The sequence below is a fragment of the Flavobacterium cucumis genome, assembly GCF_900148835.1.
Taxonomy (GTDB): Bacteria; Bacteroidota; Bacteroidia; order Flavobacteriales; family Flavobacteriaceae; genus Flavobacterium; species Flavobacterium cucumis.
Window position 1 is genome coordinate 219539 of record NZ_FRYK01000001.1, and the last position, 13180, is coordinate 232718.

Genomic DNA, 13180 nt, shown 5'->3' on the forward strand with positions numbered 1-13180 from the left:
GTTAAAATTTATTTTATTTCCAGCCACAAATGATAGCTCCCATTAAGGTCATTACCACAATCCAATAACCTGAAGTAATTGCTGCATATCTGAAAGATTTTTGTTCGAATAAACAATTAGTTGCAATTACTGGAACTGCAATAAATAAAGAAACAAAAAAACCATGCAATGCTCCGTGGCCAAAAGTTCTAAACATATGCCCATGAACTTGCATATAAGCTAAAAAAGCCTCGTCTTTTTCGTTTCCACCAGCTAATTGCAAAGCACCAATTTGATGGATTACCAATGTTGGCATCATAAACGCTAGCATGAATGCAAAAACGAATGTTAACCCAAATATTTTAGCCATGTTTCCTTATTTTGCTTTTTCCTCAGTCATTCCGATCTCATTCATCCAAATGGTTCCGAAGACTTTAGGATTGTACCAGACAAATCCAACAACAAAACTTGACAAAGCAGCTACTAAAACAGCTAAATAATTCATTTCCATATTGATATAGTTTTTTGGTTAGTATATCAAAAATAGGAATATTTTTTTAACAATTGTTTATTCCGCTACAATTTTGCTAGCACTCCGATATAAAAACTCATTATAAATATGTCTTCTTGCAAAACGACTTGGTGATTCTGCATTGACCATTTTAATATAAGTAACTTTTGGCACACTAAAATACTCGTAATTGCTTCCATCTAAGAATGAAATGTATAACACTCCATTATCCATATAAAAATCTTGAATATTTACCGTTGAAGTAATTTTTTGGTAAACTTCTTTATTTTTTTCTTGTGTTTCAGGAGCAATACTAACCAAAAAATGGTATGCCTCAATAATATTTTTACTTCTTTCTTCAGCAGCTAAACGCTCCATTGGATCAGCAATAGTATCAGGATGGTCTTCCTTCATGCTATTTCTGTAAATGGTTTTTAATTCTTTTAGCGTAGCAGTCTTCGTTACATTGAGTAATTTTCTGTACTCGGCAATTTTTTTTGGATTCATAATTTTCTAAAAAATAAAAAAGCCCAGCATTTTGCTGGGCTTCTAGTAGCGGGAACAGGACTCGAACCTGTGACCTTCGGGTTATGAGCCCGACGAGCTGCCTACTGCTCTATCCCGCGATGTACGGTTGTAATTCAATAATTCTTAGTAGCGGGAACAGGACTCGAACCTGTGACCTTCGGGTTATGAGCCCGACGAGCTGCCTACTGCTCTATCCCGCGATTTGTGAGTGCAAAGGTACAACCTTTATTTAAAAATACAAGACTTTTTTAAAAATAATGTTTTCTTTCTACTAATTCAAGCGTTATCACTACCTTTGTACCCATAAATATATTGAAATGGAGCACAGAGCAGGTTATGTTAATATTATTGGAAATCCGAATGTAGGGAAATCAACTCTTATGAATGCGTTTGTAGGGGAACGTCTTTCTATTATTACATCGAAAGCACAAACTACTAGGCATCGTATTTTAGGTATTGTCAATGGAGATGATTTTCAAGTTTTATTTTCAGATACGCCAGGAATCATAAAACCTGCGTATGAATTACAAAATTCGATGATGGATTTTGTGAAATCGGCTTTTGAAGATGCTGACATTTTGGTTTACATGGTAGAGATAGGCGAAAAAGAATTAAAAGACGAAGCGTTTTTTAATAAAATTATCCATTCTAAGATTCCGGTTTTATTATTGTTGAATAAAATTGACAAATCAAACCAAGAGCAGTTGGAAGAACAAATGCAAATGTGGAAAGAAAAAGTACCCAATGCCGAAATCTACCCAATTTCAGCTCTAGAAAACTTTAATGTTCAAACCGTTTTTGATAGAATTATCGAATTACTTCCAGTTTCACCTGCATTTTATCCAAAAGATGCTTTGACTGACAAACCAGAACGTTTTTTTGTAAACGAAACCATTCGCGAAAAAATCTTGTTGAATTACGATAAAGAAATTCCTTATGCCGTGGAAATTGAAACAGAAGAATTCATTGAAGACGACAACATTATTAGAATTCGTGCCGTAATTATGGTAGAACGCGATACGCAAAAAGGAATCATCATTGGACACAAAGGTGCTGCTTTGAAGAAAGTTGGGATTCAGGCTCGTGAAGATTTAGAGAAGTTCTTTGGTAAACAAATTCACTTAGCTACTTACGTTAAAGTAAATAAAGATTGGAGAAGCAGTGCATACCAATTAAAACGTTTTGGGTATAACCAGAAATAAAAGTTGGGAGTCAGAAGTTGGAAGTTGGAAGATCTGACGATTAAAGTTAATAAATTGAAAATGGGATAAAATTGAATTGGATAATCAGAGATACTAAGAAATTGTATTGCCATACAGACCTGAACAACCTTTTAAATTCATGGATAGACATTTCTAAATTTGAATGGGTTTTATCTGATTTAGATGTAATAAATTTTACAAAGAAAAAATTACCAATCGACTTTAATAAAAGTTTTTCAGTTATCACATCAGATGACTTCAAAAAAATAATTGAAACTGACATTCAAATTGTTTGGGGTGTAATTTCTACAATTAATAAATCTGAAAATCCAAAAATCGATAAATTCAATTCACCTTTTGTTGAAGGAAACGACAATGTTTGGATCAACGATAATTTTCAAATAGAAAATGCAATTTTTGAAATAACTGCTTGGGACAGTTCTTACACAATAATCAAATTCAAAGATTCTGAATTATCGAAAAAATTCAAACTTTATTTTGACGAGGCAATTGAATTAGATAAATACAAATTTTAATTTCATTTTTTTTTTAATAACTACTCCAAAACCTTGTACATCAAAATTTCTAATTCGTGCATTTGTGGCACACCTCGTTCTCGGTTTAATCGTGCCATAAAATAGAGCGAAAACCAAAAAAAGACCATTATACCCATAATACCAAAATCTAAAACTACAGATTGTTTTAGTGACCAATGCGTATATGCCATCATGGCAAAAACCAAAAACAATCCAGCAACAATAAAATGTAAAAACATAAAAAGCGTCCAAAGCAATTGCTCAGGTCCGAACAAACCTTTTATGGTAGTTTTATCTTCATTAGCTTCTAGTTCCAAATGCAAAAAAGGCGAATAATATTTTCGCTTTTCTTTACTGAAATAAAAATACAGATGTTCGTCTATGATTTTGATTTGATAATCCGACTTTAATTCGGATTTTAAAGTTTTGGCTCTTTCTAAGATTTGCGCAACACTATTATTTGATTCTACCTCAAATCTGGGACGAAGTGCGATGCTTTTTTCGGGTTCCATACACTTGGGATTTATGCGAATATATAAATTTTTAACAAATGTTGAATAAAATTTTGAATCTAGCCCAGATAAGAATGAAAACCTCGCAAATTTTACACCTGTTTTTTCTTTTTATTGTGGTAGTGCCCTTAGAAATTGCTGCAATAAATTTAGAAAAAAAGACGTAAAATTTTGACGTTGTAATGGATAGCTGGAAAAAACTCCAAAAAAAATCGTACTTTTGCCGATTCAAAATAAAATTATGAACAATATTGTTGCCATTGTAGGAAGACCAAATGTTGGAAAATCCACATTTTTTAACCGTTTAATTCAGCGAAGAGAGGCCATTGTTGACTCGGTAAGCGGTGTTACGCGTGATAGAAATTATGGAAAAAGTGAGTGGAACGGAAAAGAATTTTCGGTAATTGACACCGGAGGTTATGTAAAAGGTTCGGATGATATTTTTGAAGGAGAGATTCGTCGTCAAGTAGAATTAGCTATTGACGAGGCGGATGCTATTGTTTTTGTGGTTGATGTTGAAGAAGGCATTACGCCAATGGATGAGGAAGTAGCGAAATTGCTTCGTAAAGTTAAAAAACCTATACTTTTAGTAGTCAATAAAGTAGACAACGCCATGCGTGAAAAAGACGCAGTGGAGTTCTATAATCTAGGATTAGGTGAATATTTCACGATTTCGGGAATGAGCGGAAGTGGAACTGGGGAATTGTTAGATAAAATCGTTGAAGTTTTACCAGAATTGCCAGAAGCGGTAGAAGAAGAAAATCCGTTACCAAGATTTTGTGTAGTGGGAAGACCAAACGCAGGAAAATCATCATTCATTAACGCTTTAATTGGCGAAGATAGATTTGTGGTAACTGATATTGCTGGAACTACTCGTGATGCAATTGACACCAAATACAACCGTTTTGGATTTGAATTCAACTTAGTGGACACAGCGGGAATTAGACGTAAAGCAAAAGTAAAAGAAGATTTAGAGTTTTATTCGGTAATGCGTTCGGTAAGAGCGATTGAGCACAGCGATGTGTGCCTATTAGTTATCGATGCTACACGCGGATTTGAAGGACAGGATCAAAGTATTTTTTGGTTGGCCGAGAAAAACCGTAAAGGAATCGTAATCTTAGTCAACAAATGGGATTTGGTTGAAAAAGATACCATGAGTACTCGTGATTACGAAAGAAAAATTAGAGAAGAAATTGCTCCTTTTACTGATGTGCCGATTTTATTTATCTCAGCTTTAACGAAACAACGTTTATTAAAAGCATTAGAAACTGCGGTTGAAGTTTTTGAAAATAGAAAACAACGTATTTCGACTTCGAAATTCAATGAGTTGATGTTGCCCATTATTGAAGCTACACCACCACCGGCATTAAAAGGAAAATATATTAAGATTAAATATTGTATGCAGTTGCCAACACCAACGCCTCAGTTTGTGTTTTTTGCGAACTTACCACAATATGTAAAAGATCCGTACAAGCGTTTTATTGAAAATAAATTAAGAGAAAACTACAATTTTAGTGGTGTTCCAATTGATATTTATTTCAGACAGAAATAGAAATAGAAAAACTCGTTAGTATAGCTAACGAGTTTTTTTTAAAATTTCAATTACAAGTTTATTTTTAGCTTCGCTCAAAGTAAGCCTACTTCGTTGGAAATTCCTCTTTCATCGGAATGACAAGATTAGAGAATCTTATTTCAAACTACCAGCTTCCACCAGCGCCACCACCTGAGAAACCACCGCCACCGAAGCCGCCGCCAAATCCTCCTGATGAACCACCGCCAAAGCTTCCGCCACCACCAAAACCGCCACCGCTTCTACCTAGGCTGCTTAAAATAATAATGTCGCCTAAATCTAAGCCGCCGCCACCTCTAAAATTTCCACCACCTTTATTTCCTCTGGAAGCTAAAACTAACAGAATAATAATAAAAACTACAATTAAGATGAATGGTAAAGGATTACTTGATTCTTTTCTAGAACCTTTGTATTTTCCTTTTAAAACTTCAAAAATAGCATCGGCACCTTTGTCTAAACCGTTGTAATAACTCCCAGCTTTAAATTCTGGAATAATGATGTTTCGGATCAATTCTCCATTAATTCCTGCGGTTAATCTATCTTCAACTCCGTATCCTGGAGCAATCCAAATTTTTCTATCGTTTTTGGATAATAAAATCAGAATTCCGTTGTCTTCTTTTTCTTGACCAATTCCCCATTCATGTGCCCATTTTGGAGTTAAAATGCCAATGTCTTCACCTTTTAAATCTTCAACTGAAATTACTACAATTTGAGTAGAAGTTGAATCAGAATAGCGAACTAACTTATTTTCTAACTCTTTTTCTTCTTGCGGATTTAAAACATCAGCATAATCGTAAACACTCGTTTGAAAACTAGGTTTTTTTGGAATATCAAACTGCGCATGAGCCATCAATCCGCTTAAAGCTAATACAAATAAAAATAACTTTTTCATATTAACTTCTTGAGATTTCGTTAGACAATTCGTTGGTATCATCAGATTGATAAGGGAAATATTTTTTCAATCGTTCGCCTGCTCTAAGAATTCCTTCTACCAAGCCTTTCTTGAAGTTACCTTCTTTAAAACTAGCAATTACCGTATCTTTTGTACAATCCCAAAAGTCAGCCTCTACTCCTTCATTGATACCTTTGTCGCCAATGATAGCAAACTTTTTGTCGGAAACACATATGTAAAATAAAACACCATTTCGATCTTGCGTTTCGTCCATTTTCAATTCAAAAAAAACCTCCTGAGCTCTCTCAAGAGGCGATTTTTCTGTATGTTCTTCAATGTGTACACGAATTTCTCCCGAAGTGTTTTTTTCGGCTTCAACAATGGCATTAACAATTTCTTGCTCTTCTGCTTTTGATAAGAAATCTTCGGTTTTTGACATTATTTTTTCTCGTTATTAAAGTCAAATTCTACATCCACTGGTTTTTCTGCACCAGCCACTGCATCGAAATAAGGCTTCTCTTTATAACTTCCTAAAAACACTGAATTTGGAAAAACCAAAATGTAGTTGTTATATTTTTGCACCGATTCGTTGAAACGTGTTCTTGCTGTTAAAATTTGATTTTCTGTACTCGCTAGTTCATCTTGCAATTTCAAGAAGTTTTGATTTGCTTTTAAATCTGGATATTGCTCCACAGTTACAAGTAATCTTGACAAAGAACTATTTAAGTTTCCTTGTGCTTGATTAAATTGTGCCAATTGCTCAGGTGTAATGTTTGTAGGATCAATTTTTACAGAAGTAGCTTCAGAACGTGCTTTAATTACCGCTTCTAAAGTAGATTTCTCGAAATCAGCCGAACCTTGAACCGTTTTAACTAAATTTCCAATAAGGTCATTTCTTCTTTGGTACGAAGTTTCTACATTACCCCATTCTTTATTTACTTCTTGATTTACACGAACAGCTCCGTTTTTAATCCCAATGTACCAAAATCCGATGATTAATAATAATCCTCCTACTATTATCCAAGGCAAAAATTTTCTCATGTTTTTTAAATTTTAAAAGTTTAATTAATTGTTTATAGTTGATTTTTTATTGTATTCAATTGTGCTTTAATCGCTTCTAGTTTTGAAATGATTTCAAATTTATCTAGTGTTTTTTTCTGACCTTCTTTCAAATGTGTTTTGGCTCCCTCTAAGGTAAATCCGCGCTCTTTTACCAAATGATAAATCAATTGTAAATTCTTTACATCTTCTGGCGTAAACATGCGATTTCCTTTGGCGTTTTTCTTAGGTTTTAGAATATCAAATTCTTTATCCCAAAAACGAATCAAAGACGCATTCACGTTAAATGCTTTGGCAATTTCGCCAATGCTGTAATATCTTTTATTTGGTGCTAATTCTAAATGCATTTTTTAAATTCATTTTTTAATTTTTAGAACACTGATTTAAGAAATTTATGAAATTTAAATTCTATAATCACTCCCAACTTCCATCTCCTAACTCCCAACTCTAATCCAGCGATTGGTTTTCTTGGTTCGCTAATTTTGAAATCTCCACATATTCTTTTGCTGAAATACTTCCGTAATAGAAATTCAGTGGATTTACACGTTCTCCATTTTTAAATACTTCATAATGCAGATGTGGCGCTTGACTTCTCCCTGTACTTCCCACATATCCGATAATATCTCCGCGCTTTACCCTCTGACCTGGACGACAGTTGTACTTACTCAAATGTGCATACAAGGTTTTATATCCATAGCCATGGTTGATTTCAATATGATTTCCATAACCTGACAGTGAAGCATCTGCCTTGTAAACTACCCCATCCCCTGTAGCATAAATTGGTGTTCCGGTTCTTGCTGTGAAATCCATTCCGTAATGGAATTTTCTAATTTTAGTAAACGGGTCGCTTCGATAGCCAAAACCAGAAGCCATCTGTTTTAAATCTTCATTTTTAACAGGTTGGATTGCAGGAATAGCTGCCAATAATTTCTCTTTCTGTTTCGCTAAAGCTACAATTTCGTCTAACGATTTCGATTGAATCACCAATTCTTTGGTTAAAACATCAACACGTCTTGTAGTATTTTCAATCAATTCAGAATTATTGAAACCTTGTAAATCTTTGTAACGATTAACACCCCCAAATCCTGCTTTTCGTTCTTCTTCTGAAATGGGTGTAGCGTTAAAATAAATTCGGTAAATATTGTTGTCTCTATTTTCAATAGCTTCTAAAACATCATCCATCAAGTCTAACTTTTTGTTTAAAACGGTATAATTCAATTTTAAAACCTCAATTTCTCTAGCTTGAATTTTGTCTTTTGGTGTTTCGAAATAATTCGTGTTAATTAACAAAATGAAACTTAAAAATCCAAACAATGCCGAGGATAACAAAAACAATACAACGTAAGCAAATTTCTTTCTCTTTTTAGTTTGAATGCGTTTGTATGCTAAATTTTCTGAATCGTAATAATATTTTACCTTCGACATATATGAAAATATACTATTTTTGTGCCAAATTTATTGATTGACATAGGTTATACGAACAAATTTAAGAAATGTTTCATTCTTGAGCTATTTTATTTTTAGTTGGGCTATTTTTTTGAACATTTCACTTCGTTTCCGCATCACAATAAACAAATAAAAAAAGACCTAAATTATTGACAATGAAATCGCAAGACATTCGTAAAGCATACCTGAATTTTTTTGAATCAAAAGGACATTTAATTGTTCCTTCTGCGCCTATCGTTTTAAAAGACGATCCAACCTTGATGTTCAACAACTCGGGAATGGCCCAATTCAAAGAATATTTCTTAGGCAATGGAACTCCAAAAAGTCCAAGAATCGCCGATACGCAAAAATGTCTTCGTGTTTCTGGAAAACACAATGATTTAGAAGACGTTGGTTTTGACACCTATCACCACACCATGTTTGAGATGCTTGGAAACTGGTCGTTTGGTGATTATTTCAAGAAAGAAGCGTTAGCTTGGGCTTGGGAATTTCTTACTGAAGTATTAAAGTTAGACAAAGACCGTTTATACGTTTCTGTTTTTGAAGGAAATCCAGCAGAGAATGTTCCGTTTGACCAAGAAGCGTTTGATATTTGGAAACAATACGTTTCGGAAGACCGAATTATTTTAGGAAATAAAAAAGATAACTTCTGGGAAATGGGCGACCAAGGGCCGTGTGGTCCGTGTTCAGAAATTCATATCGATTTAAGAACTGAAGCTGAAAGAAATGCAGTTTCAGGAAGAGATTTAGTCAATGCTGATCATCCGCAAGTAGTGGAAATTTGGAACAACGTATTTATGGAATTCAACCGTAAAGCCGATGGTTCGTTGGAAAAATTACCAGCACAACACGTAGATACCGGAATGGGATTTGAGCGTTTGTGTATGGCGATGCAAAACGTAACTTCTAATTACGATACAGATGTCTTCACACCGCTTATCGCGAAAGTTGAGGAAATTACAGGATTAAAATATACTTCAAATGATGCAATGACAAGTCGCGACTTGTCAATACAAGAAGAACAAAACAAAACGAACATTGCGATTCGTGTTATTGTGGATCACGTTCGTGCGGTAGCTTTTGCTATTGCTGACGGACAATTACCTTCAAATACAGGTGCTGGTTATGTAATTCGTAGAATTTTACGTCGTGCGATTCGTTACGGATTTACGTTTTTAGGAACGAAAGAACCTTTCATCAACAAATTAGTGGAAGTGTTAGCGAATCAAATGGGTGAATTTTTCCCAGAGATTAAATCGCAACAACAATTGGTTACCAATGTAATTCGTGAAGAAGAAGCGTCTTTCTTAAGAACTTTGGAACAAGGATTACAATTATTAGATAAAGTAGTTGCTGAAACATCTGGAAAAGAAGTTTCAGGAGAAAAAGTATTTGAATTGTACGATACGTTTGGTTTCCCGAAAGACTTAACGGCTTTAATTTTAAAAGAAAAAGGCTATTCGTTTAACGAAACCGAATTCGAAACCGAATTGCAAAAACAAAAAGCGCGTTCTCGTGCAGCTTCGGAAGTAACGACTGACGACTGGAAAGTTTTAATTGATGGAAACGTAGAAACTTTCGTTGGCTATGACCAAACCGAAAACAACGTTAAAATCACTCGTATTCGTAAAGTAGATTCTAAAAAAGATGGTGTTTTGTATCAAATTGTTTTAAATGCAACACCATTTTATCCAGAAGGTGGTGGACAAGTGGGTGATAAAGGAACATTAGTTTCGGCAAACGAAACCATCGAAATTATCGACACAAAAAAAGAGAACAACTTAATATTACATTTTGCAAAACAACTTCCAGAAAATATTGAAGCTGGATTTGTAGCGAAAGTAAACACTGATTTAAGAACTTCGACTTCTAAAAATCACTCGGCTACGCATTTGATGCATTTGGCTTTGAGAAACATTTTAGGAACACATGTGGAGCAAAAAGGTTCATTGGTTAATCCAAATTATTTACGTTTCGACTTCTCGCATTTTTCTAAAGTTTCGAATGAAGAATTACGTCAAGTAGAAGCAAGTGTGAATCAACAAATTGAAGCGCAATTACAATTGGTAGAACATAGAAACATTCCAATCAAAGAAGCATTAGATAAAGGTGCGATGGCATTGTTTGGAGAAAAATATGGGGATAATGTTCGTATGATTGAATTTGGCGAAAGCAAAGAATTATGTGGAGGAATTCACGTGAAAAACACGGCTGATATTTGGCATTTCAAAATTGTTTCAGAAGGAGCTGTAGCGGCCGGAATTCGTCGTGTTGAAGCGATTACTGGTGATGCGGTGAAAGATTTTTATACTTCGCAAGAAAATACGTTAGCAGAAATCAAAGAAGTATTGAAAAACCCTCAAGATGTTTTAAAATCAGTTGCTTCGTTACAAGATGATAATGCGAAATTGAAAAAACAATTAGAGCAATTAGTTAAAGAAAAAATCGAAGGATTAAAAAATACATTGGTTACCGATTTCCAAGAAATAAACGGCATTCAATTTTTAGCTAAACAAGTAGATTTATCGATGAGTTCGACTAAAGATTTAGCGCAAGCTATTGGAACTTCTAAACCAAACGCATTTGTATTCTTAGCATCAGTTGAAGATAATGTGCCAAATATTCACTGCTACATTTCAAAAGGATTAGTCGCTGAAAAAGGATTAAACGCAGGAAACGTCATCAGAGAATTAGGAAAACTAATCGATGGAAATGGTGGCGGACAACCGTTCTTTGCTTCAGGAAAAGGAAAAAATATGAATGGGATTGCAGCCGCGTTGGAGAAAGCGGTTGAGTTTATTAAATAACAAAACTTAAGAATCTAAAATATAAATCCCGATAATATCGGGATTTTTTTTTTCTATTATCGCAATCGCTTCTATTTCAATCAGCCATTCTTTTCTTCCTAAACTTTCTACACCCACTAAAGTGCTTGCTGGATAATTTTCAGTTCCAAGAAATTCTTTTCTGACTTTTCTAAAAATTGGTAAATCAATTTCTGGATTGAAATTTACGATGTAGGTGTTCATTTTTACTACATCTTTAAACGTTGCATTACAATTCGTAAGTTGCTTTTCTAAATTTTGAAATGTAGTTATCGTTTGGGCTTCTAAATCATTTCCATGACCAATTTGCCCTGAAATGTAAAGCGTTTTGAAATTTCCAGTTTTTACTACTACGGTCTGTGAGAAACCTTCATTAGGTTCGATGTATTCTTTTTCAATCATTTGTATTGCACTAAATTTTGAGTAAAAATACTCGTTTTTTGTAAAACGTAATTCAGATATTATATATAAATATTACGCTTACTAGAATAAATCTAAGGCTAAAAAATGTATCTTTGATTAACTTAACGTTTTATGCTTATGAAAAATATTGTAATAGCAGCTTTTTTCTTTTTGTCAATTTCATCCGCTCAAGAGAAAAAAATTTTCTCATTAGAGTTTTATTCTTGGGTAGGTGCAAACGACAATATTTCATATGAAATTGCTTCAATCGTTTTCGAATCCAATATTGATTCTCAAGACATATATTGCAACAATAAAGAGTATAATGCCCAAATAAGAGTTAAATATTCCGATAAAGGAGTAGAAAAAATATTTGATTATAATGCTTATGTGAATATCTTATATCTTGACAATCAAACAGAAGTTCAAAATAAAAACGGTAATTTTTACACTATGATTATTGATGGCTATGCGCCCGCAAGATTAATCAAGGGTACTGGAAATTACAATCCCGATAATTTCATCGTCTCTGGAATTGTTACAGGAACCACTCCTCAAATAATTAGTGCATATCATTTAGATGATGCTGAATTTCTTCAACAAAATATAAAATATGCTGCTCTAAAACCAGAGTATATTCTAACAACTGATGAAGGACGTGCCAAAATAAAAAAATTCTTTTCCTCAAATGATGAGATGTACAGATTATTGATGTTATACATTGCTAATTTTGATTAATTTTTATTGCAATTATAACGATGTTATTCAGCACCAAAATACCCATTCAAAAAAGCAGTTTTCTAATTGATTATGATTCAAGAATTATGTCTTTAGGTTCTTGTTTTGCAGAGAACATGGGGTACAAGTTTAATTATTTTAAATTTCAAGCGATCACCAATCCGTTTGGGATCATTTTTAATGCAATTTCTTTAGAAAAATTAATCTGTCGTGCTGTTAAAAAGAGAAAATTTACTGAAAACGATATTTTCTATCATAATGAATTGTGGAATTGCTATGATGTGCATTCCGAGTTATCAAATCCAGACAAAGAAATCTTTTTAAGTAATTTGAATTCAACTTTAGAATCGACACATCTTCATATTGCTTCATTAACACATTGCATTATCACCTTAGGAACGTCTTGGGTATATCGAAATACAGAAACTAATGAAATAGTTGCTAATTGTCACAAAGTGCGGCAAAAGCAGTTTACAAAAGAATTGCTTTCAATTGAAGAAACCGAAAAAAGTTTACAAAACATTGTTTCTTTAATTCATACGGTAAATCCAAATTGTCATTTTATTTTTACGGTTTCTCCTGTGCGACATATAAAAGATGGTTTTATAGAAAACACCTTGAGCAAAGCGCATTTGGTTGCGGCAATTCACAAAAAAATTACCCATCACCCATCACTCATCATCTATTTCCCAGCTTTTGAAATCATGATGGACGAATTGCGTGATTATCGTTTTTATTCCGAAGACATGCTACATCCAAATCAAACAGCAATCGATTATATTTGGGTACAATTCTTTGAAAATTATATTTCGGAATCTGTATTTGGTTTGATGAATGAAATCTGTGCCATTCAAAAAGGATTGCAACACAGACCGTTTAATCCTAATACAGAAAGTCATCAAAAGTTTCTAAAAAACTTAACATCAAAAATGACAACTATCAAAAAAAAGTTGCCATTTGTATCATTTGAAAAATAAAGC

At 33.7% G+C, this 13180-nt stretch carries 14 protein-coding genes, 2 tRNA genes and 1 pseudogene; 6 read left to right on the forward strand and 11 right to left on the reverse strand.

The genetic code is table 11. From position 1 onward, the window contains the following. Positions 1–13 precede the first annotated feature (13 nt). The 4 genes and pseudogenes from BUE95_RS01030 to BUE95_RS01045 all read right to left on the reverse strand — a co-directional run bounded on the left by BUE95_RS01030 (position 14) and on the right by BUE95_RS01045 (position 1218). A pseudogene (locus tag BUE95_RS01030) lies at positions 14–490 on the reverse strand (DUF1761 domain-containing protein). 57 nt (positions 491–547) lie between these two features. Continuing rightward, entirely contained in the window at positions 548–997 is a 450-nt protein-coding gene (locus BUE95_RS01035) for a KTSC domain-containing protein (protein ID WP_073580584.1), read from the reverse strand. A gap of 46 nt (positions 998–1043) precedes the next feature. Next, a tRNA-Met gene (locus BUE95_RS01040) sits at positions 1044–1116 on the reverse strand. Between the two features lie 29 nt (positions 1117–1145). Beyond that, positions 1146–1218, reverse strand: a tRNA-Met gene (locus BUE95_RS01045). Between the two features lie 117 nt (positions 1219–1335). On the opposite strand from BUE95_RS01045, the gene era reads away from it, so the two are divergent. Both era and BUE95_RS01055 read left to right on the forward strand, forming a co-directional pair. Beyond that, positions 1336–2220 (forward strand): GTPase Era, encoded by an 885-nt coding sequence (gene era / locus BUE95_RS01050; protein WP_073580586.1) that lies wholly within the window; start codon positions 1336–1338, stop codon positions 2218–2220. Positions 2221–2291: 71 nt separating this feature from the next. Continuing rightward, complete coding sequence (locus BUE95_RS01055; RefSeq protein ID WP_143165209.1) at positions 2292–2756, forward strand: hypothetical protein; 465 nt, start codon at positions 2292–2294, stop codon at positions 2754–2756. Positions 2757–2776: 20 nt separating this feature from the next. On the opposite strand, the gene BUE95_RS01060 is transcribed toward BUE95_RS01055, so the two are convergent. Continuing rightward, positions 2777–3268 carry a hypothetical protein gene (locus BUE95_RS01060; protein WP_073580594.1) on the reverse strand — a complete coding sequence of 164 codons (492 nt, stop codon included), beginning with the start codon at positions 3266–3268 and terminating at the stop codon, positions 2777–2779. Between the two features lie 241 nt (positions 3269–3509). Here BUE95_RS01060 and der point away from each other — a divergent pair, with 241 nt between their 5' ends. Then, positions 3510–4820 (forward strand): ribosome biogenesis GTPase Der, encoded by a 1311-nt coding sequence (gene der, locus BUE95_RS01065; RefSeq protein WP_073580596.1) that lies wholly within the window; start codon positions 3510–3512, stop codon positions 4818–4820. A gap of 145 nt (positions 4821–4965) precedes the next feature. Here the strand turns inward: der and BUE95_RS01070 are convergent, their stop codons facing one another. The 5 genes from BUE95_RS01070 to BUE95_RS01090 form a co-directional block, all read right to left on the reverse strand. Beyond that, positions 4966–5730 (reverse strand): TPM domain-containing protein, encoded by a 765-nt coding sequence (locus BUE95_RS01070; RefSeq protein WP_073580598.1) that lies wholly within the window; start codon positions 5728–5730, stop codon positions 4966–4968. A 1-nt stretch (position 5731) separates the two neighbouring features. After that, a complete protein-coding gene (locus BUE95_RS01075; RefSeq protein ID WP_073580600.1) occupies positions 5732–6169 on the reverse strand; it encodes a TPM domain-containing protein in 438 nt (145 codons plus the stop codon). After that, positions 6169–6771 (reverse strand): LemA family protein, encoded by a 603-nt coding sequence (locus BUE95_RS01080; RefSeq protein ID WP_073580602.1) that lies wholly within the window; start codon positions 6769–6771, stop codon positions 6169–6171. The genes BUE95_RS01075 and BUE95_RS01080 overlap by 1 nt, the downstream gene beginning before the upstream one ends. A gap of 32 nt (positions 6772–6803) precedes the next feature. Then, the gene (locus tag BUE95_RS01085; RefSeq protein WP_073580604.1) at positions 6804–7136 is read right to left on the reverse strand and encodes a MerR family transcriptional regulator; all 333 of its coding nucleotides are present in this window, start codon (positions 7134–7136) and stop codon (positions 6804–6806) included. A 100-nt stretch (positions 7137–7236) separates the two neighbouring features. Then, positions 7237–8214, reverse strand: coding sequence for a M23 family metallopeptidase (locus BUE95_RS01090; protein ID WP_073580606.1), 978 nt, complete (start codon positions 8212–8214; stop codon positions 7237–7239). A gap of 176 nt (positions 8215–8390) precedes the next feature. Here BUE95_RS01090 and alaS point away from each other — a divergent pair, with 176 nt between their 5' ends. Continuing rightward, positions 8391–11042, forward strand: coding sequence for an alanine--tRNA ligase (gene alaS, locus BUE95_RS01095; protein WP_073580608.1), 2652 nt, complete (start codon positions 8391–8393; stop codon positions 11040–11042). Positions 11043–11048: 6 nt separating this feature from the next. Here alaS and BUE95_RS01100 read toward each other — a convergent pair whose 3' ends face one another. Beyond that, positions 11049–11462: a RidA family protein gene (locus tag BUE95_RS01100; protein WP_073580610.1), complete on the reverse strand. Its 414-nt coding sequence runs from the start codon at positions 11460–11462 to the stop codon at positions 11049–11051. A gap of 138 nt (positions 11463–11600) precedes the next feature. On the opposite strand from BUE95_RS01100, the gene BUE95_RS01105 reads away from it, so the two are divergent. After that, positions 11601–12200 carry a hypothetical protein gene (locus BUE95_RS01105; protein WP_073580612.1) on the forward strand — a complete coding sequence of 200 codons (600 nt, stop codon included), beginning with the start codon at positions 11601–11603 and terminating at the stop codon, positions 12198–12200. Positions 12201–12220: 20 nt separating this feature from the next. Further along, positions 12221–13177, forward strand: a complete 957-nt coding sequence (locus BUE95_RS01110; protein ID WP_073580614.1) for a GSCFA domain-containing protein — start codon at positions 12221–12223, stop codon at positions 13175–13177. Positions 13178–13180 lie beyond the last annotated feature (3 nt).